Source organism: Novosphingobium flavum, from assembly GCF_014230315.1.
GTDB classification, from domain to species: domain Bacteria; phylum Pseudomonadota; class Alphaproteobacteria; order Sphingomonadales; family Sphingomonadaceae; genus Novosphingobium; species Novosphingobium flavum.
In genome coordinates, this window is sequence record NZ_JACLAW010000001.1 from 40,637 (window position 1) to 63,500 (window position 22,864).

General features: G+C 68.4%; 21 protein-coding genes and 1 riboswitch. Of the genes, 9 read left to right on the forward strand and 12 right to left on the reverse strand.

Features of this window, described 5'->3' with window-relative positions:
- Positions 1 to 64 precede the first annotated feature (64 nt).
- Positions 65 to 550, reverse strand: a complete 486-nt coding sequence (locus H7F51_RS00190; protein ID WP_343061144.1) for an A24 family peptidase — start codon at positions 548 to 550, stop codon at positions 65 to 67.
- A gap of 101 nt (positions 551 to 651) precedes the next feature.
- Here H7F51_RS00190 and H7F51_RS00195 point away from each other — a divergent pair, with 101 nt between their 5' ends.
- From H7F51_RS00195 to H7F51_RS00205, 3 genes are all read left to right on the forward strand, one after another.
- Positions 652 to 1,614, forward strand: coding sequence for an alpha/beta fold hydrolase (locus H7F51_RS00195; protein ID WP_185662194.1), 963 nt, complete (start codon positions 652 to 654; stop codon positions 1,612 to 1,614).
- 9 nt (positions 1,615 to 1,623) lie between these two features.
- Complete coding sequence (locus tag H7F51_RS00200; RefSeq protein WP_185662195.1) at positions 1,624 to 2,712, forward strand: NAD(P)/FAD-dependent oxidoreductase; 1,089 nt, start codon at positions 1,624 to 1,626, stop codon at positions 2,710 to 2,712.
- Positions 2,713 to 2,791: 79 nt separating this feature from the next.
- The gene (locus tag H7F51_RS00205) at positions 2,792 to 2,974 is read left to right on the forward strand and encodes a YegP family protein (protein WP_185662196.1); all 183 of its coding nucleotides are present in this window, start codon (positions 2,792 to 2,794) and stop codon (positions 2,972 to 2,974) included.
- 3 nt (positions 2,975 to 2,977) lie between these two features.
- On the opposite strand, the gene H7F51_RS00210 is transcribed toward H7F51_RS00205, so the two are convergent.
- From H7F51_RS00210 to H7F51_RS00255, 10 genes are all read right to left on the reverse strand, one after another.
- A complete protein-coding gene (locus tag H7F51_RS00210; protein ID WP_185662519.1) occupies positions 2,978 to 3,622 on the reverse strand; it encodes a trimeric intracellular cation channel family protein in 645 nt (214 codons plus the stop codon).
- 18 nt (positions 3,623 to 3,640) lie between these two features.
- A complete protein-coding gene (locus H7F51_RS00215) occupies positions 3,641 to 3,838 on the reverse strand; it encodes a hypothetical protein (RefSeq protein WP_185662197.1) in 198 nt (65 codons plus the stop codon).
- A gap of 40 nt (positions 3,839 to 3,878) precedes the next feature.
- Positions 3,879 to 4,445, reverse strand: coding sequence for a hypothetical protein (locus tag H7F51_RS00220; protein WP_185662198.1), 567 nt, complete (start codon positions 4,443 to 4,445; stop codon positions 3,879 to 3,881).
- 121 nt (positions 4,446 to 4,566) lie between these two features.
- Positions 4,567 to 5,964: a dihydrolipoyl dehydrogenase gene (gene lpdA / locus H7F51_RS00225; protein WP_185662199.1), complete on the reverse strand. Its 1,398-nt coding sequence runs from the start codon at positions 5,962 to 5,964 to the stop codon at positions 4,567 to 4,569.
- Positions 5,965 to 5,980: 16 nt separating this feature from the next.
- Positions 5,981 to 7,219, reverse strand: coding sequence for a 2-oxoglutarate dehydrogenase complex dihydrolipoyllysine-residue succinyltransferase (gene odhB, locus H7F51_RS00230; RefSeq protein WP_185662200.1), 1,239 nt, complete (start codon positions 7,217 to 7,219; stop codon positions 5,981 to 5,983).
- A 56-nt stretch (positions 7,220 to 7,275) separates the two neighbouring features.
- Positions 7,276 to 10,116: a 2-oxoglutarate dehydrogenase E1 component gene (locus H7F51_RS00235; protein WP_185662520.1), complete on the reverse strand. Its 2,841-nt coding sequence runs from the start codon at positions 10,114 to 10,116 to the stop codon at positions 7,276 to 7,278.
- 202 nt (positions 10,117 to 10,318) lie between these two features.
- Complete coding sequence (gene sucD, locus H7F51_RS00240; protein WP_185662201.1) at positions 10,319 to 11,209, reverse strand: succinate--CoA ligase subunit alpha; 891 nt, start codon at positions 11,207 to 11,209, stop codon at positions 10,319 to 10,321.
- Positions 11,210 to 11,244: 35 nt separating this feature from the next.
- Positions 11,245 to 12,207, reverse strand: coding sequence for a malate dehydrogenase (gene mdh / locus H7F51_RS00245; protein ID WP_185662202.1), 963 nt, complete (start codon positions 12,205 to 12,207; stop codon positions 11,245 to 11,247).
- A 413-nt stretch (positions 12,208 to 12,620) separates the two neighbouring features.
- Positions 12,621 to 12,914, reverse strand: coding sequence for a hypothetical protein (locus tag H7F51_RS00250; RefSeq protein WP_185662203.1), 294 nt, complete (start codon positions 12,912 to 12,914; stop codon positions 12,621 to 12,623).
- A 144-nt stretch (positions 12,915 to 13,058) separates the two neighbouring features.
- Positions 13,059 to 14,189, reverse strand: coding sequence for a cell wall hydrolase (locus H7F51_RS00255; RefSeq protein ID WP_185662204.1), 1,131 nt, complete (start codon positions 14,187 to 14,189; stop codon positions 13,059 to 13,061).
- A gap of 176 nt (positions 14,190 to 14,365) precedes the next feature.
- Positions 14,366 to 14,555: riboswitch (cobalamin riboswitch) on the forward strand.
- A gap of 95 nt (positions 14,556 to 14,650) precedes the next feature.
- Between H7F51_RS00255 and H7F51_RS00260 the strand changes: the two genes are divergently transcribed.
- From H7F51_RS00260 to H7F51_RS00285, 6 genes are all read left to right on the forward strand, one after another.
- Complete coding sequence (locus H7F51_RS00260) at positions 14,651 to 16,456, forward strand: TonB-dependent receptor plug domain-containing protein (RefSeq protein ID WP_185662205.1); 1,806 nt, start codon at positions 14,651 to 14,653, stop codon at positions 16,454 to 16,456.
- Positions 16,456 to 17,310 (forward strand): ABC transporter substrate-binding protein, encoded by an 855-nt coding sequence (locus H7F51_RS00265; RefSeq protein WP_185662206.1) that lies wholly within the window; start codon positions 16,456 to 16,458, stop codon positions 17,308 to 17,310. Before H7F51_RS00260 ends, H7F51_RS00265 begins: the two co-directional genes overlap by 1 nt.
- The gene (locus tag H7F51_RS00270; protein WP_185662207.1) at positions 17,307 to 18,311 is read left to right on the forward strand and encodes a FecCD family ABC transporter permease; all 1,005 of its coding nucleotides are present in this window, start codon (positions 17,307 to 17,309) and stop codon (positions 18,309 to 18,311) included. The genes H7F51_RS00265 and H7F51_RS00270 overlap by 4 nt, the downstream gene beginning before the upstream one ends.
- Positions 18,308 to 19,069, forward strand: a complete 762-nt coding sequence (locus H7F51_RS00275) for an ABC transporter ATP-binding protein (RefSeq protein ID WP_185662208.1) — start codon at positions 18,308 to 18,310, stop codon at positions 19,067 to 19,069. The genes H7F51_RS00270 and H7F51_RS00275 overlap by 4 nt, the downstream gene beginning before the upstream one ends.
- 176 nt (positions 19,070 to 19,245) lie before the next feature.
- On the forward strand, positions 19,246 to 20,535 hold the full coding sequence (locus tag H7F51_RS00280) for a surface lipoprotein assembly modifier (RefSeq protein ID WP_343061146.1): 1,290 nt from the start codon (positions 19,246 to 19,248) through the stop codon (positions 20,533 to 20,535).
- Between the two features lie 25 nt (positions 20,536 to 20,560).
- Positions 20,561 to 22,258 carry a HupA family protein gene (locus H7F51_RS00285; RefSeq protein ID WP_185662210.1) on the forward strand — a complete coding sequence of 566 codons (1,698 nt, stop codon included), beginning with the start codon at positions 20,561 to 20,563 and terminating at the stop codon, positions 22,256 to 22,258.
- Between the two features lie 144 nt (positions 22,259 to 22,402).
- On the opposite strand, the gene H7F51_RS00290 is transcribed toward H7F51_RS00285, so the two are convergent.
- Positions 22,403 to 22,768 carry a hypothetical protein gene (locus H7F51_RS00290; RefSeq protein WP_246447553.1) on the reverse strand — a complete coding sequence of 122 codons (366 nt, stop codon included), beginning with the start codon at positions 22,766 to 22,768 and terminating at the stop codon, positions 22,403 to 22,405.
- Positions 22,769 to 22,864: the final 96 nt, after the last annotated feature.

The following is a 22,864-nucleotide window of genomic DNA, read 5'->3' on the forward strand; positions in this document are numbered from 1 at the left end:
AGCCCCCCTAAGGAATGTCCCGATTTGAAATCAGTCTGGGTCAAAATGGTTAAGATTGGGTCACTCAGCCGAGCTGGCCTTGCAGCAGCGGCAGTGACTTGTCGGCGAGAGTGAGCAGCCCGGCGGCGCAGATCGCCACGCCATAGGGGATCGCGGCGCGTCCCTGCTGGCGGCGGGCAATGTGCCAGGCGGCGAAGACGATGGTCAGGACCGCGCCGATCAGGCTCATCCACACCACCAGCCAGGCGAAATGTTCCGGACGGATCCACAGCGCGAGCGCGGCGAGCAGCTTGACGTCGCCGCCGCCCATCATGCGCAGCGCGAAAAGTCCGGCGCAGACCGCGAAAGTCAGAGCGGCAACGCCGATCTGCCAGGCCGCGCCCGGCCACAGGTCCAGCCCGCTCGCCCACCAGAAGGCGGGCGCTGCAAGGGCGATGGCGGCGTTGAGCCAGTTGTCGATCTGGCGGCGCTTGAGGTCGGTGAACGCGGCCGTCAGCAGTCCGATTGCCAAGAGAGCCAGCAGTCCATAGGTAAGCATTTCACTGCGCACGACACGCCCCCGTAACCCCTTTGTCCGATTACGTGTCTGCCACCACAGGGCTTACCAAAAAGTAACCAACCGCTTGAGGCGGGAATTAGGGATGCGAACGGGTGACTGAGGTTAAACCGGTAACATTCGATCGTCGCCGAATTCCCGAAAATGCCATTGAATCCAGATGGATAGCTCCGGATGGATGGGCCGTTCGGCGGCTCGATTGGGCAGGCGGGCAAAGCAAACGGGGCAGCCTCCTGTTCGTTCCGGGCCGGGGTGATTTTTTCGAGAAATATCTCGAGACGCTCGATCACTGGCACCAGCAGGGCTGGGGAGTGACTGCAATCGACTGGCGCGGGCAGGCCCTGTCGGGCCGTCTCGGGGCCGATTCCGTCACCGGCCATGTCGACGATTTCGCGCTCTGGGTCGGCGATCTTGCCGCCTTCTGGACCCAGTGGCAGGCCCACCGGCCCGGCCCGCATGTCCTCGTGGCGCATTCCATGGGCGGCCATCTCGCCTTGCGCGCCGTGGCCGAGGGGCGGATCGCGCCCGATGCGCTGGTCCTCTCCGCGCCAATGCTCGGCCTGATCACGCACGGCCTGCCGCTCGCCCCGTTTCACTGGGCTGCACAGCTGATGTGCGGCACTGGCGATCCGCGCCGCCCGGCGTGGAAGTGGAGCGAGAAGCCCGGCCAGCTCCCGGTCGACCGCTCAGTCCTGCTCACCCACGATGCCGCCCGCTATGCCGACGAGATCGCCTGGCGCGAGCAGCGCCCCGGCCTCGTCATGGGGCCCGGTTCATGGGGCTGGCTCTGCGCGGCGATCACTTCGATGCGCGGGCTGGATCGGCGCGAGGTGCTGGAACGGATCGAAACCCCCGTGTTCATCATCGCCGCCAGCGCCGACAAGCTGGTCGGCCCGGCGGCGATTCGCCGCGCCGCCGGCTGGTTGCCCCATGCCGAGCTGCTCGAATTCGGCAGCGAATCGCGCCATGAGATCCTGCGCGAGGTCGATCCGGTGCGCGACAAGGCCCTCGCCGCGATCGACGATTTCCTTGACCGCGCGGCCCCCGCAGGGAACTGACCGCCCGACATGGACCGCCGATTCGATATCACCATAGCCGGGGCCGGCATGGCAGGGGCCAGCCTCGCCGCCGCGCTCGCCCCCTCGGGCGCCGCGATCCTGCTGCTCGAAGCCGAGCAGGCCCCCGGTTACCACGCCACCGGCCGATCGGCCGCCTTCTGGACCGAGAGCTATGGCGGCCCCGGCGTCCAGCCGCTGACCACGGCCTCCGGTCCGGCCCTGCGCGCAGGCGGCTATCTTGCCCCGCGCGGCGCCCTGACCATCGCCCGCGCCAGTCAGGAGGCGGAACTGGCCGCCTTCGTCCGCCGCTACGAGGCGCTGGGCGTGCGGGTCGAGCGCCTCGATCGCGCCGCCATCGCTTCCCATATTCCCGGCCTGCGCGGTGAATGGACCCTCGGCGCGCTTGAGCCCGATTGTTCCGACATCGATGTCGCCCGCCTGCATCAGGACTATCTCGGCGCCGCGCGCCGCGCCGGGGCCGAACTGTGGACCTCGGCCCGCCTCGCCGCTGCCGCGCCCGATGGGGAGGGGTGGCTGCTGACCATGGCCGATGGGCGGAGGGCGCGCTGCGGGGTGCTGGTCAATGCCGCAGGCGCCTGGGCCGACGATCTGGCCCGCGCCGCCGGGATCGCCCCGCTCGCCATCCAGCCCTATCGCCGCACCGTCGCCCAATTGCGCACTGCGCCTGCGCCAACGGACAGCCTGCCGCTGGTGCTCGACCTCGCCGAGAAGTTCTATTTCAAGCCGCAGGGTGACCGCCTGTGGCTTTCCCCGCACGACGAGACCGCCAGCCCGCCCTGCGATGCGGCGGCGGAGGAGATCGACGTCGCCGTGGCGATCGACCGGCTGGAGCAGGTGGTGGACTGGCGAATCGAGCGGGTCGAGCATCGCTGGGCCGGCCTGCGCAGTTTCGCTCCCGATCGCCTCCCGGTTTTCGGCTTCGATGCCGCCAGCCCCCGCTTCTTCTGGTTCGCCGGGCAGGGCGGCTTCGGCATCCAGACCGCGCCGGCCGCGGCCGCGCTCGGTGCGGCGCTGCTCACCGGCACGGCGTCCGGTCTCGATCCCGCCCCCTACAGTCCGCGCCGTTTCCGCGCCTGACCGCGCAAATCTCCTCTGGCCAGCCCGCGCGGCGGCGCTAGACTGCGGCCCGCCGCCAATTGGCAAGGGAGAAGATCCGATGGCTCACCGTTTCGAGATCCGCAAGAACAAGGCCGGCGAATTCGTCGCCTACTTCTGCCACAACGCCGAGAGCATCTTCTGGACCGAGGGCTACGCCAGCAAGGCGAGCGCCAAGAACGCGATCGAATCGATTCTCAAGAACGGCCCCGGCGCCGAAGTGGTCGATACCACCACGGCCTGACGGTCAGGGCTCCCCGCCCTCGCTCTTGCCATAGACCGGCAGGTGCAGCCTGTGCCGGATCGCCATCGCGCGCAGGGCGAAGCCCGCCGCGATGGCGACCGGCCAGCCGATGCTGGTCGAAAGGCCGGCCAGTTGCGACAGGCAGGCAAGGGTGGCGGCGAGCGCCGCCGCCGTCACGTAAAGCTCGCGGCGCATCAGGATCGACGGGCGCCCCGCCAGAACGTCGCGGATGATCCCCCCGACGCAGGCGGTGATCACCCCCATCAGCACGGCCGGCACCGGCGGCACGGCATAGGCCAGCGCCTTGCCGGTGCCGATCACCGCATAGGCCGCGAGGCCCAGGGCGTCGGCCCAGTTGAGCAGGTCCTCCTCCCATGGCCGGCGCGGGGTGAACCACGCGACTATCGCCATGCCGAGGCAGACGGCGGCCAGCCGCGGATCGTGGATCCAGAAGACCGGCGCCCCGATCAGCAGGTCGCGCAGGGAGCCGCCGCCAAGGCCGGTCACCAGCGCGAAAAAGCCCATGGTGACGATGTCCTGCCGCAATTGCGCGCCGAGCAAGGCCCCGCTCAGCGCGAAGACGGCAATCCCGGCCAGATCGAGCAGGCCGAGCAGTGCTGGCAGGTCAGGACCGGGGAGGGGAGGCATCACCTGGCGTGCGCCGGATCAGTCCTCGATCAGGGCCTCGATCTTCTTCTTGAGCGCCATGATCCGCTCGGCCGCCTCGGTGAAGGTCGCCACGTCGTCGCGCTTGTTGTTGCCGCGCGCTTCCTTGGCGGCCTCGACGTAGCCCTCAAGATCCACTTCAAGCGCGTCGACCAGCATTTCGGCCTCGTCTTCGGTCAGCTTGAGCGTGATAGCCATGTCGGTCAGATCCTGTGGATGCGGTGGAATGGGCCGCGTCCTAGTCTCCCGCGCCCTCTCCCGCAACCGGATTGGCGCCCCCGGCCAGATTGGAGGCCGCATAGACCACCGGCACCATCTGCCCGTTGCCGCGCGTTACCCGCACCGTGGCGGGCTCTGCCATCACCGGGCCCGAGGGGAGGGGCCCTTCGCCGATGCCGTCAGTCTGGCGCAGGGCCTGGTTGACCGCGTCGATCCCTGCCGCCGGCCGCTCGATCCGGCCATCATGGCCGCGCGTGTCCGCCAATTCGAGCGGGACGTCGCTGGTCGGAACATCCATCCGCAGCAGGGCCGGATCGGCCTGCAATTCGGCATAGCGGCGCTCATCGCGGCTCATCGGCCGGCTGGAAGGATAGCCCGCCGCAGCGAGGTCATAGGCATAGGACGAGACCGGGAGCGTATATTGCGCTGGCTCGTCGGGCACGGTCGCCTGCATGGCGATGGCGCGATACTTCTCGCGCCAGTCGGGGAGCGAAGGGCCCTTCAGCTCGGGCCGGACGGACATGCCCGCGATCGCGCCCACGGTGGAGACGGCGATCCCGGCAAGGGCGAGAGTGAAGTTCTGCATCGCGTCAACCTCTTTGCCGGCCAACGCGCCTCGCCCGATTCCCGTTCCCCCGTTCACCGCACGGCAAAAGGGCCGCCCGGTCGCCCGGACGGCCCTTTTGCGTTCTGCCTTGCGGCCGAAATCAGATGTGGATCGGCTTGCCCTTCACCGCCATCGCGGCTTCCTTGATCGCCTCGGAGTGCGTCGGGTGAGCGTGGCAGGTGTAAGCGATGTCCTCGCTGGTCGCGCCGAATTCCATGGCCTGGGCGGCCTGGGCGATCATCGTGCCCGCCACCGAGGCAATGCACCACACGCCCAGCACCTTGTCGGTCGCGGCGTCGGCGATCACCTTCACGAAGCCATCGGGCTCGTGGTTGGTCTTGGCGCGGCTGTTGGCCATCATCGGGAACTTGCCGACCTTGATCGCGCCCTTTTCCTTGGCCGCTTCCTCGGTCAGGCCCACGCCGGCGATCTCGGGGAAGGTATAGACCACGCCCGGGATCACGTCATGATTCACGATGCCGGTGAGCCCTGCGATGTTCTCGGCCACGGCGATGCCTTCGTCCTCGGCCTTGTGCGCCAGCATCGGGCCCGGGATCACGTCGCCGATCGCCCAGACGCCGGGGACCTTGGTGGCGAAGTCATGGTCGGTCTCGATCTGGCCGCGCCCATTGACGGCGATGCCGATCTTGTCGAGCGCCAGGCCATCGACGTTCGGGCGGCGCCCGATCGACACCAGCACAACATCGGCTTCCAGCGTTTCCGCCGCGCCGCCAGCGGAGGGCTCGACCGTCACGGTGGCCGACTTGCCGTTCACGGCCACGCCGGTCACCTTGGTCGAGAGCTTGAGCGCCATGCCCTGCTTCTTGAACAGCTTGCCCGCTTCCTTGCGGACCTCGCCGTCCATGCCGGGCAGCAGCTGGTCGAGGAATTCGACCACGGTCACTTCCGAACCGAGCCGCCGCCAGACCGAACCCAGTTCGAGCCCGATCACGCCGCCGCCGATGACGACCATCTTCTTCGGCACCGAGGCCAGCTCGAGCGCGCCGGTGCTGTCGACCACCACGCCGCCATCGTTGTCGATCGTCACGCCCGGCAGCGGGGTGACTGACGAACCGGTGGCGATCACCACGTTCTTCGCCTTGACCTGCTTGCCCGCGACTTCAACCGTGTGCGCGTCGACGAACGAGGCGCGGCCCTTCAGCCAGTCCACCTTGTTCTTCTTGAACAGGTACTCGATCCCGCCGGTCAGGCCCTTGACCGTCTCCAGCCGCTGCGCCTGCATGGCATCGAGGTCCAGCTCGGGCTGCACCTTCACGCCCATCTTGTTCATCTCGCCGCTGGCGGCGGCTTCATAGAACTCGGAAGCGTGGAGCATGGCCTTGGAGGGAATGCAGCCGACGTTGAGGCAGGTCCCGCCCAGCGTCTCGCGGCTTTCCGCGCAGGCCGTCTTCAGCCCCAGCTGCGCCGCGCGGATCGCCGCGACATAGCCGCCGGGACCGGCACCGATGACAAGGACGTCGTAGTCGAAATCAGCCATTGTTCTTGCCGTCCTGTCAGAGGTCGATCAGCAGGCGGGTCGGGTTCTCGATCGCCTCCTTGATCGTCTTGAGCGCGGTCACCGCCTCGCGGCCGTCGATGATCCGGTGGTCATACGAAAGCGCGATGTACATCATCGGGCGGATCACGATCTGGCCATTGCGGACGACCGGGCGATCCTCGATGCGGTGCAGGCCGAGCACGGCCGACTGCGGCGGGTTGATGATCGGGGTCGACATCAGGCCGCCGAACACGCCGCCGTTGGAGATCGTGAAGGTGCCGCCCTTCATGTCTTCCATGGTCAGCGTGCCTTCGCGGGCCTTCTTGCCGAATTCGACGATGGCCTTCTCGATCCCGGCGAACGAAAGCTTGTCGCAGTCGCGTACCACCGGCACGACGAGGCCGTTCGGGGCCGAGACGGCGACCGAAATGTCGACATAGTCGTGATAGACGATTTCATCGCCCTGCATCTGGGCGTTGACCGCCGGGATGTCCTTGAGCGCGAGGACCGAGGCCTTGGCGAAGAACGACATGAAGCCGAGCTTCACGCCGTGCTTCTTCTCGAAGGCGTCCTTGTAGGAATCGCGCGCGGCCATCACCGCGCTCATGTCCACGTCGTTGAACGTGGTGAGCAGAGCGGCGGTTTCCTGGGCAGACTTGAGGCGCTTGGCGATGGTCTGGCGCAGGCGGGTCATCTTGACCCGTTCCTCGTTGCGGCCGGAAACAGGCGCGGCAGCAGGCGCGGCCGGGACCGAAGCGGCAGGCGCCGGGCTGGCGGCCTTGGCCTGGGCGGCGGCGATCACGTCCTCCTTGGTCAGGCGGCCGTCCTTGCCGGTGCCCTTCACGCTGGCCGGGTCGATCCCGTATTCGAGCACGGCGCGGCGCACGGCGGGCGAGAGCGCCACCGGGTCGCCAGCTTCGGCCGGGGCAGCGGCGGGCGCGGCAGCCGGGGCCGGCGCGGCGGCCGGAGCCGGGGCAGCCGCCGGAGCAGCCGCGGCCGGAGCGGCTGCAGCGGCGCCGCCTTGCTCGATCGTGGTCAGCAGGGCGCCGACGCCGACGTTGTCGCCTTCCTGGAACAGCAGCGCGCCGAGCACGCCGGCGGCCGGCGCGTTGACGTCCACCGCGACCTTGTCGGTCTCGAGGCTGGCGATCGGCTCATCGAGCGCGACGGCTTCGCCCGGCTTCTTCAGCCACTGGCCGATGGTGGCCTCGGTCACGGATTCCCCCAGCGTGGGGACCTTCACTTCGATCGACATCTCTTTTCCCTCAGGCTTGTCGCCAGAAACGAATGGTGAAAGCGGCAGCGCCCGGCTCAGGCCTTCTGCTTGCGGCGGATTTCGGAACGGACCGAGAGGCCCAGCGCGTCGGCGACGAGCGCGGCCTGTTCGGCATTATGACGCTTGGCGAGACCCGTCGCGGGGCTGGCCGAGGCGTTGCGGCCGGCATAGCGCGGACGCTTTATCTTGGCCCCGGCCTTGGCCAGCGCCTCCTCGATCAGCGGCTCGACGAAGAACCACGAACCGTTGTTCTTGGGCTCTTCCTGGCACCAGACGACCTCTTCGAGATTGCCCATCCGGCTGATGCGGGCGGCCAGCGGCTCGCCCGGGAACGGATAGATCTGCTCGATGCGGACGATCTGGGTGTCCTCGATCCCGGCCGCGTCGCGCGCGTCGAACAGGTCGTAGGAGACCTTGCCCGAACACAGCACCAGCCGCTTGGTCGCCTTGTCCTCCACCGGCTTCATGTCGGAGAGGATGCGCATGAAATGCCCCTCGCCGATGAAGTCCGACGCCTTCGACTTCGCCAGCGGGTGGCGCAGCAGGCTCTTGGGCGTCATGATGATCAGCGGCTTGCGGAACGAACGGTGCATCTGCCGGCGCAGCACGTGGAAGTAGTTGGCCGGGGTGGTGATGTTGCACACCTGCATGTTGTCTTCGGCGCAGAGCTGGAGATAGCGCTCGAGCCGGGCCGAGGAGTGCTCGGGGCCCTGGCCTTCATAGCCATGCGGCAGCAGCATCACGAGCCCGTTGGCGCGCAGCCACTTGCTCTCGGCCGACGCGATGTACTGGTCGAAGATGATCTGGGCGCCGTTGGCGAAGTCGCCGAACTGCGCTTCCCACAGCACCAGCGTCTTCGGATCGGCACTGGCATAGCCGTATTCGAAGCCGAGCACGCCATATTCCGAGAGCGGGCTGTCATGCACCTCGAAGCGGCCATGCGGCACGGTCGAGAGCGGCACGTACTTGTGCTCGTCAGTCTGGTCGACCCACACCGCGTGGCGCTGCGAGAATGTCCCGCGCCCCGAGTCCTGCCCCGAGAGGCGCACCGCGTAGCCTTCCGACAGCAGCGAACCGTAAGCCAGAGCCTCGCCGGTCGCCCAGTCGAAACCTTCGCCCGAGTTGAACATCTCGCGCTTGGCGTCGAGCACGCGGCCCAGCGTCTTGTGGATGGTCAGGCCCTCGGGCACCGTGGTCAGGGTGCGGCCGAGGCTGTCGAACAGCTTCTGCTCGATCCCGGTGTCGACGTTGCGGCGTGCGGTCTCGGGGTCGGCCGGCTTGTTGAGGCCGCTCCAGCGGCCGGCGAACCAGTCCGCCTCGTTGGCCTTGTAGTCCTTGGCCGCGTCGAAGTGTTCCTCGAGCAGGGCGTTGAACTGGGCCTCGGTCTCGGCAAGGAAGCCTTCGCCGATCACGCCCGACGCCTTGAGCCGCTCGGCATAGAGCTGGCTGACCGGCGGGTGCTTGCGGATCTGGGCATACATCAGCGGCTGGGTGAACGAAGGCTCGTCGCCTTCGTTGTGGCCGAAGCGGCGATAGCACCACATGTCGATCACCACGTCGCGGCCGAAGGTCTGGCGGTAGTCCATCGCCAGCTTGCAGGCGAAGGTCACCGCTTCCGGATCGTCGCCGTTGACGTGGATGATCGGCGCCTGGACGCCCTTGGCCACGTCCGAGGGGTAGGGCGAGCCGCGCGAGAACTGCGGGCTGGTGGTGAAGCCGATCTGGTTGTTGATGACGAAGTGAATGCAGCCGCCGGTGTTGTAGCCGCGCACGCCGGAGAAGCCGAAGCACTCCCAGACGATGCCCTGGCCGGCGAAGGCAGCATCGCCGTGGATCAGCACGGGCAGCACGGACTTGTGCTGGCCCTCGCCGATGTCGTCGCGCTCCGTCTGGTAGGCGCGGACCTTGCCGAGCACGATCGGGTCGACGGTCTCGAGGTGCGAGGGGTTGGGCATCAGGCTCATGTGAACCTTGATCCCGTCGAACTCGCGGTCGGTCGAGGTGCCGAGGTGATACTTGACGTCGCCCGAGCCGCCCACGTCCTCCGGGTTGGCCGTGCCGCCCGAGAATTCGTGGAAGATGACCTTGTAGGGCTTGGCCATCACGTTGGCGAGCACGTTGAGGCGGCCGCGATGGGCCATGCCGTAGACGATGTCCTTGACCCCGCGCTGGCCGCCATACTTGATCACGGCTTCCAGAGCCGGGATCATGGCCTCGCCGCCGTCAAGGCCGAAGCGCTTGGTGCCGACCCACTTCTTGCCGCAGAACTTCTCGTACTGCTCGCCGCGCACCACGGCCTGGAGGATCGCCTTCTTCCCCTCGGGGGTGAACTCGATGGTCTTGTCGGCGCCTTCCATCCGGTCCTGCAGGAACTTGCGCTCCTCCACGTCCGAGATGTGCATGTATTCGAGGCCGACCTTGCCGCAGTAGTTCTTGCGCAGGATGTCGACGATCTCGCGCGGGGTGGCCCACTGCCTGCCGAGCACGCCGCCGAGGAACACCTTGCGGTCCAGCGCCGCTCCGATGATCCCGTGGTATTCGGGGTTGAGGTCGGCCGGCAGGTCCTGCTTGGCCAGGCCCAGCGGATCGAGGTCGGCGGCAAGATGGCCGCGAACGCGATAGGTGCGGATCAGCAGCATGGCGCGGATCGAATCCGAGGCCGCCGCTTCCAGCGCCGCGTCGTCGAGCGCCGGGGCCGCCGGGCCCTTGGCCGACTTCTTGATCGCCTCGCGCAGGGCCATCGGGTCGAGCGACTGGGTCAGCTCGTCCTCGGCCGCGCCGCCGACCAGCGGCCAATTGCTCCGCTTCCAGCTCGGACCCGCTTGCGGTGCGTCCTGGCCCATGTCCGGGAGAAAGTCGTGCATTTCCTGGCCCATCGTCTTGTCCTCGGCCCCGCCTTGCGGGTTTCCTGCCAAAAGTGGCATCACATCCGCGGCTTCATGCATCGAAATGCCGGCCCTTGCAGACCGGCTTCGCCAGCCCGGAGCGGTTGCCGCCACCACCCGGGCTTGATGTCTTGGCGCGAAGCGGTCAGGCCCCGCGCGGCGGGCGGCGGATTACCGCCGCCCGAGCACAGGTTCAGACGAGTTCCTTGAGGACCTCGACCAGGGTTTCGCCCAGCAGCGAGGGGCTGGAGGAGACGCGGATGCCGGCCTCTTCCATCGCCGCGATCTTGCTCTCGGCATCGCCCTTGCCGCCCGAAACGATCGCGCCGGCGTGGCCCATGCGGCGGCCCGGAGGCGCCGTGCGGCCCGCGATGAAGCCGGCCATCGGCTTCTTGCGCCCGCGCTTGGCTTCGTCCTTGAGGAACTGCGCGGCTTCTTCTTCCGCGCTGCCGCCGATTTCACCGATCATGATGATCGACTTGGTCGCCTCGTCGGCGAGGAACAGTTCGAGCACGTCGATGAAGTTGGTGCCGTTGACCGGATCGCCGCCGATGCCGACGGCCGTGGTCTGGCCCAGGCCGGCGTTGGTGGTCTGGAACACCGCTTCATAGGTGAGGGTGCCCGAGCGCGAGACCACGCCGACCGAACCCTTGGAGAAGATGTTCGCGGGCATGATGCCGATCTTGCATTCGCCGGGGGTCAGCAGGCCGGGGCAGTTCGGGCCGATCAGGCGCGACTTGGAACCCGACAGGGCGCGCTTCACCTTGACCATGTCCATGACCGGGATGCCCTCGGTGATGGTCACGATCAGCGGGATTTCGGCGTCGATCGCTTCCAGGATCGAATCGGCCGCGAACGGCGGCGGCACGTAGATCACCGAGGCGGTGGCGCCGGTGGCGTGCTTGGCTTCGGCCACGGTGTCGAATACCGGCAGGCCGATGTGGCTGGTGCCGCCCTTGCCGGGGGTCACGCCGCCGACCATCTGGGTGCCATAGGCCAGCGCCTGTTCAGTATGGAAAGTGCCGGTCGCACCGGTCATCCCCTGGGTGATGACCTTGGTGTTCTTGTCGATAAGGATGGACATGGGGTTTTCGCTCCTGAGGGGCGGTTAAATCAGTTTCAGGCCAGCGAACCGTCGATGCCCTTGCAGGCTTCGAGCAGTTCCTTGACCGCGTCGACCGAGACCTGAAGGCCGGCCTTGGCGTCAGCGTCGAGTTCGATCTCGATGACCTTCTCCACGCCGTTCGCACCGATCAGCACCGGCACGCCGACATAGAGATCCTCCACGCCATATTCACCGCTGACATAAGCGGCGCAGGGCAGGATGCGCTTCTGGTCGTTGAGATAGGCTTCGGCCATGGCGATGCCCGATGCGGCCGGGGCATAGAAAGCCGAGCCGGTCTTGAGCAGGCCAACGATCTCGCCGCCGCCCGAACGGGTGCGCTGGACGATCGCGTCGATGCGCTCCTGGGTGGAGAGGCCCATCTTGACGAGGTCGGGGACCGGGATGCCGTTGACGGTCGAGTATTCGACCACCGGGACCATGGTGTCGCCGTGGCCGCCGAGCACGAAAGTGTTCACGTCGCGGATCGAGACGCCGAACTCCCAGGCGAGGAAGGTCGAGAAGCGCGCCGAATCGAGCACGCCGGCCATGCCGACCACCTTGTTGTGGGGCAGGCCCGAGAATTCGCGCAGCGCCCAGACCATGGCGTCGAGCGGATTGGTGATGCAGATCACGAAGGCGTCGGGCGCATTGGCGGCAATGCCTTCGCCCACGGCCTTCATCACCTTGAGGTTGATGCCAAGCAGATCGTCGCGGCTCATGCCCGGCTTGCGGGCCACGCCGGCGGTGACGATGATCACGTCGGCGCCCGCGATGTCCTTGTAATCGTTGGTGCCGGTGATCTTGGCGTCGAAGCCTTCGACCGGGCCGCACTGCGACAGGTCGAGCGCCTTGCCCTGCGGCACGCCCTCGACGACGTCGAACAGCACGATGTCACCCAGTTCCTTCTGGGCGGCGAGGTGGGCGAGCGTACCGCCGATATTGCCGGCGCCGATAAGGGCAATCTTCTTGCGAGCCATGGACTACCTTCCCTGTCGCGGGACTTCTCGCTGCTGGGCTAGCCTGCCAAATGTCCCGCGAAAGCATGCAGGGGCCCGATGAAACGGAGAGTGCCCTAGGCGCGTGAGCGCAGGAAAGCAACCTCGAAAAACGTCGAAAAACCGCCATTTTGCGATAATGGTTCGCAATAGCAATAAGGTGCCGGAACTGATCCCTGCGGCCCCTGTCGGAACTATGCGAAATCGGGTCGCGCTTGCGGTATTGGACCGGAATCGGGGCGCTGCGGCCCGTTACGAAACCCGCGCCAGTTTACCTTGCCTGCCACGCGGCACAAAGATGGAAAACGTGCCGCGCCCGATCGAAAGCGTCCGGCCCGCACGAAGAAGGGGCCGCTCGGCCCCTCCGGATCACACCGGCAATTCCGGGAGCGGCCTCACCCCCGGCGCGTACGGTCGGCCAGCCGCCGATCGAGCGTCCGGCACACCGCCAGCCAGTGACGATAGCCCTCGTCATCCCCGGCGAGGAGGGAGTCCTCGGCTTGCCGGCTCGCTTGCCGTGCCGCGCCCAGACCGTGTTCGGCGAAATGGAGCAGGGCCGCGCGCAGCAGGGCGTTGTCGGCGATCGTGCGGCCATTGTCGTTTGTCGCCTGCATCCCGAGCGGAACCGCCAGGCACCGTGCCAGCGGCGAGAGAGACAGGCGGCGCGATCCGGCAAAATAGATGGACACGCGGCGAAACTCCCGATTGGCTGAACCCGCCCCGCTTATGCGGCCTGCGCGCTAAGGTGAGGTTGCGCGGCATGGTTTAGGGAGTTTAACGAGGGCGTTGAGGAAGCGGTAAGGTTTGGCGCAGGGGTGGGGCGGGGAAGCGCCCTAGCTTCCCGGCCGCGCGATCCACTGCCCCGCATTGGCATATTCCGGCCGCACCGCGCCCGAGCCGGGCAGGGCCTTGGCCGTATAGAGCGCGTCGCCCCCGCGCGCGGTGATCGTGGCGGCATAGCTTGGCGCCGGGGCAGGGGCAGGGGCAGGGGCACGGCCAGGCGCCAGCTCGGGCGCGGCAACAGCCGCCACCTTCATCCCGGCGGCATAGGCCTGCTCGATCGCCACCGGATCGGCCGCCGTCTCGCCGGCCGCGCCGATGCTCCCGCGCGGCGGCGGCGCGGCGTCGGGCTCGCCCCCGCGATAGAGCGCCGGGTTGAACAGCGCCGGGGCCCCCGCCGGCCCGCCGAAGCGGTAGAAGCGGTGCGCCCCGATCGTGCCGATGAAATTCAGGCTGTCCGCCCAGTAGGGATGGACCGCGATCGTATGGTAATGTGTCGCCAGCCCCACCGGCGCATAGACGTATCCGGCCAGCGCCGCCCGCGCCACGCTCGCCGCCCGCTCCCAGAACAGCCGGTTTGGCACCCGCGCCAGCGCCCCGTCGCAGGTGAAGGTGAACTGGCACCCGGTCGGCTTCTCCGAGCCCTGGTAGACCACCCCGCAGACCGTCTTGGGATAGGCGGGATGGGCCACCCGGTTGAGCACCACCTGGGCCACGGCGCGCTGGCCAGCGTCAGGCTCGCTCGCCGCCTCGTAATAGATCGCCTGCGTCAGGCAGGTCTCGGCCCGCATCCGGTCGAGCGCCGTCCCGCGAAAGCCGAGGCCGCGCGCGGCGGGCCCTGCCGAAGTCTCGCCGTCCCAGTGCGAATCCGTTTCCAGCGGCCGGCTCGCTTCCGGGGCGAGGTAATAGAAGGCCGAGCCCGGAAAGCTCATGCCCGCCCGCTCGAACGGCATCGGCTCCAGCACGGCCGGATCGGCGGCCGCCGCATTGCCGATGACAAAGGGGCTGGCCCAGTCCTGCGGCGCGGCAAAGGCCGGCACGGCAATCGCCGCCGCGAGCGCCAGCGCCCGCCGCCCCCGGTGCCGCGCCTGTGCCCGCGCGCCCGCGCCGCGCGCGCGGCGCTTCAGCCGCGCGGAAAAATCCCGCGGGCTCAGCTCGCATTCAAGGGAAAAGACAGGGTCCACACCATTCCTTCGCGTCACGCGCCGAAGCGCGTAATTCCGCCCGCGTCCCGGCGCACCCGCCGAATCCGCTCCGTCCCGTCCCGGCACACTAGGGTGCGAGGGGTTAACGCCCCCTTCAGCCCTCCCGCCAACCCCGACCCCGCCACCCTATTGCACCCGCGAACAAAGCCGCCTATCCGCCCGGCCACGTCATGGGTTGTCCGTACAAACGCGGACCTAAGAGGGAAGCGGGCTGAAAATCCCGCGCTGCCCCCGCAACTGTGACCGGGGAGCCTTCCGCCACCAACGTCACTGGCCTCGGCTGGGAAGACAGGCGGAAAGCATCGATCCGGAAGCCAGGAGACCTGCCGATGACGGTCGTTCCGCGCCGGGCGGGGTGTACCGGAATGCAGCGCAGCACCCGCAGGTCGGCGGGGGCTCACGCCATGGACGGCATTCGTTCATGACGGGAGTATTGTATCTTGAAGACCTATCTGTTCCTCACCGCCGCGCTGCTGATTGCCAGCCCCGCGCTGGCCGAAGATGTGGCCGGCACGGCCAACGAGGAAATCACCGTTGTCGGCAGCGGCGTGCGCCAGCCGCTCGACACCACCGGGCAGGCCATTTCGGTCCTCGGCCGGGGCGAGCTCGACACGATCCAGTCACCTGACCTGACCCGCGCCCTCGAACGCCTCCCCGGCGTCACCGTCACCCGCAACGGCGGCCTCGGCGCCTTCTCGGGCCTGCGCATCCGCGGCGCGGACAGCGAACAGACCCTCGTGCTGGTCGACGGCGCCCGCGTGGCCGACGTCTCCTCGCCCGGCTCGGGTTTCGATTTCGGCACGCTGCTGGCGAGCAATGTCGAGCGGGTCGAACTGCTGCGCGGCGCCAATTCCCTCGTCTGGGGCTCGGACGCGATCGGCGGCGTGGTCGCCGTCACCACCCGCCAGCCTGAGGGCGTTCAGGCCTCGGCTGAATATGGCGCCTATGACAGCGTCAACGCCGCCCTCGCGGCCGGTATCAAGACCGGCGGGCTCAGCCTCTCGGCCAATGGCGGCTATGCCCGCTCCGACGGTTTTTCCCAGCTCGCGTCCGACACGGAGGCCGACGGTTTCAAGCAGTGGCAGGGCGGCCTGCGCGCGCGGGTCGAAATCACCCCGAACCTCTCGGCCTTCGCCGATGCACGCTATGCCCGCAGCAAGGTCGGCCTCGATTTCACGTTCGCCAACGATTACGTCCAGACAACCCGGCAGCTCTCGGGCCGCACTGGCCTCGCCTATGCCAGCGACGTGCTCGACCTCACCGCCGCTTACAGCATCGCCGACACGCACCGCGACTATGACAGCGTCACTTACGGCGGCTACGGCTATATCGGCCGCGACGAGCAGATCGACGTCGACGGGCGCTGGCGCTTCGCCCCGGCCTTCGCGCTGGTCTTCGGCGGCACGCACCAGCATGACCGCTATGAGGGCACTTACGATGCCCGCAAGTCGGTCAACCAGGACAGCGCTCACGCCCTGCTCGACTATACGTCCGGCCCGGTGAACCTCGCCGCCGGCCTGCGGCTCGACCACCACCCGCTCTACGGCGATGTCTGGACCACCGGGGCCAACGGCTCAGTCGCTCTCGGCAGCGGCTGGCGCGCGCGCGGCTCGTGGGGCGAGGGGTTCAAGGCCCCGACGCTGTACCAGCTCTACGGTTTCGCCGGTAACCTCGCCCTGCGGCCCGAGCGCAGCCAGTCGCTCGATGCCGGGATCGAACACGGCAACCGCGCCGGACCGCTGCACTTCGCCGCCACCGTGTTCCGCCGCGACAGCCGCGACCTGATCGATTACGACGCCTCGGCCAATGGCGGCTGGGGCGGCTACTTCAACGTCAACCGGGCGCGGGCCACCGGCTTCGAGCTGGAAGGCGACGTCCGCCCGGTGGCGGCGTTCCAGATCCACGCGGCCTACAGCTACGTGGAGAGCGTCAATCGCGTGACCGGCAAGGACCTTGCCCGGCGGCCCCGCCATGCGCTCACCCTCGCGGCGGACTGGACGACACCCCTTGCGGGTCTCGCCATTGGCGGGGATATCCGGCTGGTGGGAGACAGCTTCGACAACGCCGCCAACACGGTCCGGCTCGACGGCTATGCCGTGGCGGGCCTGCGCGCCAGCCTGCCGGTGGGCGAGCACTTCGAGCTCTACGGCCGCGTCGATAATGTGACCGATGCCAAGTACCAGACCGTCGCGGGCTACAACACGCCGGGCCGTTCGGCCTATATCGGCGCGCGGACCCGCTTCTGATGCGCGCCGCCCTGCCACTGGCGTTGCTGCTCGGGGCCTGTTCCCCGGCCGCCGCGCCGGGGCAGGGCGCGCCTTCCGGCCCCAATCCTTCCGGCCCCACTCCTTCCGGCATCGTCAGCCTCAATCCCTGCACTGACGCGATCCTCGCCGAAGTCGCCGATCCCGCCCGGATCGCGGCGCTCTCGGCCTACAGTTCCGATCCATCGTCCAGTTCGATGGACGTCGCCGCGGCGCGCCGCTTCCCCGCCATCACCGGCACGGTCGAGGAGATCGCCGCCCTGCGCCCGGCGCTGGTCATCGGCGGCACTTTCACCCCGCCGGCCACTCGCGCCGCGCTCGCCCGGCTTGGCATCCCGCTGGTCGAACTGCCCATCGCCCAGACCGTGACCCAAAGCGAAACGCAGGTCCGCCAGATCGCCGCGCTCGCCGGAAATCCTGCGCGGGGCGAGGCCCTCGTCGCCCGGATCGAACAGGCCCTGCGCAAGGCCGCCCCCCCGCATGGCGCTCCCGTCACCGCCATCGTCTGGCAGTCGGGCGGCATTGTCCCCGGGCCCGACAGCCTGATCGCCGACCTGCTCACCCGCACAGGCTTCACCAGCCTCAGCGCCGCGCGCGGCCTCAAGCAGGCTGACTATCTCCCCCTGGAGCGGATGCTGGTCGATCCCCCCCGCGTGATCCTCGCCGCCTCCGACAGCCCATCCGGCGAAAACCGCCTGTTGACGCACCCCGTCCTCGCGCGGTTGACCCACACCGCCCGCGCCCGCCTCGATCCCTCGCTGCTCTGGTGCGGCGGCTCCACCATCATCCGCGCGGCAGAGCGCCTGTCCGCCGTTCGCCGCAAGCTCGCCCGATGACCCGCCTCAACCTCACCCTCGCCGCGCTGCTCGTGCTGGCCCTCCCGCTCTCGCTGCTCGCCGGCAAGGTCTGGATTGACCCGCTGCATCCCGCGCTCCCCAATGCCGCCCTGATCCTCATTGACCTGCGCCTCCCCCGCGCCCTGCTGGCGATCACGCTCGGCGCGGGCCTCGGCGCCTCGGGCGCGGCCATGCAGGGCTATCTGCGCAACCCGCTGGCCGATCCGGGGCTGTTCGGCATCGCCCCCGCCGCCGCCCTCGGCGCGGTCCTCTCGTTCTGGACCGGCCTTTCCGCCGGCCCCCTCATCCTCCCCCTCTTCGCCCTGACCGGCGCGGGCGGGGCCATGGCCCTGCTCGGCCTGATCGCGGGCCATCGCGGTGACGGGGCGGGAAGCGGGGCAGGGGGCGGGATCGCCCTGTTCACCCTCGCGGGCATGATGATCGCCAGCCTCGCCGGCGCGCTGATGAGCCTCGCCATCAGCCTCGCTCCCACGCCCTTCGCCCAGTCCGAGATCGTGACCTGGCTGATGGGCGCGCTGACCGACCGCTCGTGGTCCGACCTGACCCTTGCCGCCCCGCTCACATTCGCCGGCCTCGCCCTCCTGCGCGCCAGTGGCCCGTCGCTCGATGCCCTCCTGCTGGGCGAGGCCGCCGCCCGCTCGCTCGGGCTCGAGCCGCGCCGCCTCCAGGCCCTCCTCATCGCCGGGGTCGGCCTGACCGTGGGGGCAGGGGTTGCCGTCGCCGGGATCATCGGCTTCGTCGGCTTGATGGTGCCGCACGTCGTCCGCCCCTTCACCGATCGCCGGCCCTCGCGCCTGATCGTCCCTTCCGCCCTCGCCGGAGCCCTGCTCCTGCTCGTTGCGGACTGCCTCTGCCGCCTCATCCCCACCGTCACCGAGCTGCGCCTCGGCATAGCGCTCAGCCTCGTCGGCGCACCGTTCTTCCTCGCCCTGCTGCTGCGCCTGCGCCGCACGCCGGCTTTCGACGGAGGCCTCGGATGAGCCTCGCCGCCAGCGCCCTCACGCTCCCCGGCCGCCTGCATGGCGTTACCCTGTCACTCGAACCGGGCCAGCTTACCGCCATCGTCGGCCCCAACGGCGCGGGCAAGTCCTCGCTCCTCGCCTGCCTCGCCGGGCTCGTCACGCCCGCCCACGGCACGGTCCTGCTGGGCGAAACTCCGCTCGCCCAGCTTCCCCCGCGCCAGCGCGCGCGCCGCCTCGGCTATCTCCCGCAAAGCCCCGAAGTCGCGTGGGACGTCACCGTGGAAACCCTCGTCGCCCTCGGCCGCCTGCCGTGGCAAGGCGCCCCGCTCCACCGCGCCCATGCCACCCCGGCGCAAGACCATGCCGCCGTCGAGGCAGCCCTTTCCGGCATGGACCTCGCCGACCTGCGCCGTCGCCCGGTCTCGCGCCTCTCCGGCGGAGAGCGGGCGAGGGCGCTCGCCGCCCGCGTCCTTGCCGGAGCGCCCGAGTGGCTGCTGGCCGACGAGCCTCTGGCCAACCTCGACCTCGCCCATGCCGCCGCCCTGATCGCCCGCCTCAAGGCCGAGGCCCGCACCGGACGCGGCGTCGTCCTCGTCCTCCACGACCTCGCCGCCGCCATGAACCATGCCGACCGGGTGATCGTCCTGGCCGGCGGACAGGTCGCGGCCGACGGCGCGCCCGAACAGGCCCTGTCGCCCGCGCTTATCGAACGGGTCTGGCAAGTCTCGGGCGAATGGCTGGGCGAAGCGGGAAGAAGAACGCTTTCAATCGCATAGGCGCAATTTTGCATGTTGCCCGCGGCATGTTCCGGCACTAAGTGCCGATCTACGCACTATAACTAAGTATAGTATCGAGTGGGATGGACAGGGGCTGTTTGACAAGACTCTCCGCGGCTATGGCTGCGGCGGGCATCACTTTTGCGGGTGCGGCCCCAGCGCCAGCCCAGGCTCAGGTGGCCCCGGCGGATAGCGCGCCGGAGCGCGCCCCCGCGCCCGCGCAAACCGTCCAGCTCACTCCGGCCCAGCTTTTCGTCTTCGCCGATGCCGCCCGCGATCAGGCCCGGTTTGATGTGGCCGAGCAGGCCTACCGCGCGCTTGCCGCCAACCCCGATCCCGAACTGAGGGCCGAGGCCCGCTTCCGCCTTGCCCTGATGCTGGCCGATCGCCAGCACAAATACCGCGAAGCCGCGGTCGAACTGCGCCGCATCCTCGATGAAAAGCCCGGTGCCGCCCGCGTCCGCCTCGAACTCGCCCGGATACAGGCCCTGCTCGGCGATCTCGGCGCGGCCCGGCGCGAACTGCGCGCCGCCCAGGCCGCCGGCCTCCCGCCCGAGGTGGAGCGCGCCGTGCGCTTCTATGCCGCCGCGCTTCAGGCCGGAAAGCCCTTCGGCGGCTCGATCGAACTGGCCCTTGCGCCAGACAGCAACATCAACCGCGCCACCCGCTCGGACACCCTCGGCACGGTAATCGGCAACTTCGCGCTGGATGACAATGCCCGCGCCCGCTCCGGCCTCGGCCTCGCCCTGCGCGGTCAGGCATGGCTGCGGCAGGGGCTGGACCGCAATGCCAGCCTGCTCGCGCGCATCAGTACCAGCGCCACGCTCTACCGCGATCCCCAGTTCCGCGACGTTACCGCCGGGTTCCAGCTCGGCCCCGAATTCCGCTCGGGCACGGACCGGATCACCCTCACCGCCGGGCCGACCTGGCGCTGGTACGGCACCGATCCCTACAGCCGCTCGCTGGGCGGCGAGGGCGCGTGGCTCCACCTGCTCGGGCCCAAGGCCCAGGCCCGCGTCGCGCTCGGGCTCACGCGCACCGTCAACCAGCGCAACGCTCTGCAGACCGGCACGACCTACGCGCTCTCCACCGGGCTCGACCGCGCCCTTTCCGCCCGCGCCGGCCTCGGCCTCGGCCTCACCGCGAGCCGCACCGCCGCGCAGGACCCCGGCTGGTCCGACGCCAGCGGCGGCGCCACCGCCTATGCCTGGCGCGAGGCCGGGCGCACCACCCTCGTCGCCACCCTCGGCTACAACCGGCTCGAGGCCGACGCGCGCCTGTTCCTGTTCCCGCGCCGCCGCGTGGACGACCGCTTCACCGCCAGCCTCGCCGCCACCTGGCGCGGCGTCCAGTGGAAGGGCTTCGCCCCGCTCACCCGCGTCAGCTGGGAACGCAACCGCTCGACCGTCGAACTCTACGCGTACCGCCGCATTTCCGCCGAACTGGGGATCACCTCGGCATTCTGAACATCAACAAGGGGGCAATTGAGTGATGACTGAACGCAAGATCGGGGCCCTGCCGCTCCTGGCCCTGACCACCTGCCTCGCCCTGTCCGCCTGCGGCGCCGGGGGAGGCGGCGGCAGCGTCGCCAGCACGCCGACGTCCCCGACTACAAGTCCGACCACGACGCCGACGACCGCTGCCACTAACGATGACCTCATTGCGCCGCTTGTCTCTGAAAGCTTTGCCAATACGGCTGCGGCTGCGGCGGTCAGCTATGATCGCAACGGTGTACCAACCAGCCAGAGCCGCTCAACGCCAACCGCGACCTTTGCCTACAATGCGACGACCAACACCTACACGGTGAATGCCGCCGGTCAGTCGCAGTCGTTCGGCCCCGCCGCGATGACCAGCACCGGCAATTACCGTGTCACATCCGGCAGCACGACCGACGACCTGACGCTGACGCCTACCGGAACCAGCACCGGTGGCACGTTCCGTTACGTTGGCGCTGGTTTCTGGCAGCGTCAGACCCAGCGCGGCGATGGTGGAATCGACGGCTCGATCAATTCCTTCGTTTATGGCGTGCCTACAGCCACTCTGGTTCGCACCGGAACGGCCTCCTATGCTACCCGGGTTTACGGGGCCATCTCACAATATGGGAACCTCTGGGCCATCTCCGGTACGGGCAACATGATCGGCGATCTGGCCAAAGGGACCTTTCAGCACTCAGGCAACCTCGAGTTCCTGAGTCCAACCACCGGTTCGACCTTCGGTGGCGGCACGTTCTTCTCGACCCTGACCGTGAGTTCGACCGCCAACCAGCTTTCCGGCGGCATGACCATCGGCACGTCGTCCGGCTCATATGGTGGGCCGGTGAGCGGCATGTTCTTTGGTCCCAATGCCGAGGAGGTCGGCGGTAGCTTCTCGGCGGCTGATTCCGCCGGAAACGTCGCGACCGGTGCTTTTCTCGGGCGTAACGATCCCGGCAGTTCCATCGTCGCGCTGGACAAGCTGACTGCCTCCACGGCGTTTGAAGTCCATTACGGGGGGCAAAATCTCGGCAAGGCCCTGACCTACGACCCGGCGACCCAGAATTATACGATTGCGGCCAGTCAACTGCCTCACCTGTCGAACACCGGGCCGTCATTTTACGACAGTTTTAGCCAGTTCGCCCTAGGCCCATCGCAAAAAGCTGCGGTGCAGGACGATGCGCGCTTCATCAGGTACGATGGTACGGTCGATGGCCGTGCAGTCACGGCAAGATTCTACAAGGTTGGGGCCGCCAACGGCGAGATTCAGCTGTCCTACGCCAGCTTCTATCGCCTCGACGTCGGGCCGCCTGCGGGAGGCAGTGGCACCGGCGTTCGCTACGCTCTGTTCGGCGTTCCCACGCCAGCGGTCCTGATGCCCAAGACAGGGACGGCCACCTATGCGGGGCCGATCTATGGCATCGGCGAATACTCCGACGGAACCAAAGCCTACAACGTGACTGGCCAGTCTCTGTTCAACGTCGATTTCGCCGCGGCCGGCAGCAGCACCGGCACCTTGAATTTGCAACTGGCTTCAACCACCAACAGCACCGTCACAACAATGACAGTCCCGGTCAACTTCGCCAGTTCCTTGCTCAGCAACGGTTACCTGTCGAAGGTATTCTTCGGTCCGAATGCCGAAGAATTGGGAGTCTCGTTCGCCTTCGTCCAGGACTTTCTGGCGATCTCGGGGGTTACCGTCGCCAAGAAGCAATAACCCGATCAAACTCCGTCCGCCTCGTGCGGGCGGAGCGCAGGCCGCCGGTAGAGAGGCGCGGCTCGTGCCATATGGAAAGGGCTGCGAGTATAGGTAACGCCGAGTATTGGGGGCGGTTTGCCGTTTTCTCCGGCGGACCGCTGCTCAGCGCTCGCAGTACTCGTACCGACCCGACTGGCAGGCCGAGACCGCATGGCGCCATTCGGCCATCCGGCGCTGATAGTCGGCGCGGGCCTCGGCATAGTCGGCATCGGCCTGCCGGTCGCCCGAACGGGTCGGCTGGCGGCCCTGCTGGGCCTCCCGGTATGCGCGCCAGCCTTCGGCATAGCCCGCGTCGCGCTGGCGCACGTAAGCCAGTTGCTCCTCGTTGAGCCGCTTGATGATCGCCTTGTCCCGCGCCCGCGCCGCGGCGCTGCGCATGGTCGGATCGTTCGGATCGTCGGCTTGGGCCGCAACCGGAACCAGTGCGAGAGCCAGCGCGACAGCACCGGCAAATCGTTGCGTCATCATGAAAAAGCGAAGCTCCCTACCCGTCGCCCGCGCTTGTGAGGGCAGGCGCGAATGATTTCAAAAGCTATGCGACAAAGCGTTAACTTTTCGTCGCAC

What these genes read in the sequence shown, in the direction of transcription:
- H7F51_RS00265 (WP_185662206.1), top strand. Translation starts at nt 16,456, where the DNA reads ATGCGCGCCGCCCTGCCACTGGCGTTGCTGCTCGGGGCCTGTTCCCCG.
- H7F51_RS00205 (WP_185662196.1), top strand. Translation starts at nt 2,792, where the DNA reads ATGGCTCACCGTTTCGAGATCCGCAAGAACAAGGCCGGCGAATTCGTC.
- H7F51_RS00200 (WP_185662195.1), top strand. Translation starts at nt 1,624, where the DNA reads ATGGACCGCCGATTCGATATCACCATAGCCGGGGCCGGCATGGCAGGG.
- mdh (WP_185662202.1), bottom strand. Translation starts at nt 12,207, where the DNA reads ATGGCTCGCAAGAAGATTGCCCTTATCGGCGCCGGCAATATCGGCGGT.
- H7F51_RS00270 (WP_185662207.1), top strand. Translation starts at nt 17,307, where the DNA reads ATGACCCGCCTCAACCTCACCCTCGCCGCGCTGCTCGTGCTGGCCCTC.
- lpdA (WP_185662199.1), bottom strand. Translation starts at nt 5,964, where the DNA reads ATGGCTGATTTCGACTACGACGTCCTTGTCATCGGTGCCGGTCCCGGC.
- sucD (WP_185662201.1), bottom strand. Translation starts at nt 11,209, where the DNA reads ATGTCCATCCTTATCGACAAGAACACCAAGGTCATCACCCAGGGGATG.
- H7F51_RS00235 (WP_185662520.1), bottom strand. Translation starts at nt 10,116, where the DNA reads ATGGGCCAGGAAATGCACGACTTTCTCCCGGACATGGGCCAGGACGCA.
- H7F51_RS00210 (WP_185662519.1), bottom strand. Translation starts at nt 3,622, where the DNA reads ATGCCTCCCCTCCCCGGTCCTGACCTGCCAGCACTGCTCGGCCTGCTC.
- H7F51_RS00275 (WP_185662208.1), top strand. Translation starts at nt 18,308, where the DNA reads ATGAGCCTCGCCGCCAGCGCCCTCACGCTCCCCGGCCGCCTGCATGGC.
- odhB (WP_185662200.1), bottom strand. Translation starts at nt 7,219, where the DNA reads ATGTCGATCGAAGTGAAGGTCCCCACGCTGGGGGAATCCGTGACCGAG.
- H7F51_RS00290 (WP_246447553.1), bottom strand. Translation starts at nt 22,768, where the DNA reads ATGATGACGCAACGATTTGCCGGTGCTGTCGCGCTGGCTCTCGCACTG.
- H7F51_RS00220 (WP_185662198.1), bottom strand. Translation starts at nt 4,445, where the DNA reads ATGCAGAACTTCACTCTCGCCCTTGCCGGGATCGCCGTCTCCACCGTG.
- H7F51_RS00215 (WP_185662197.1), bottom strand. Translation starts at nt 3,838, where the DNA reads ATGGCTATCACGCTCAAGCTGACCGAAGACGAGGCCGAAATGCTGGTC.
- H7F51_RS00285 (WP_185662210.1), top strand. Translation starts at nt 20,561, where the DNA reads ATGACTGAACGCAAGATCGGGGCCCTGCCGCTCCTGGCCCTGACCACC.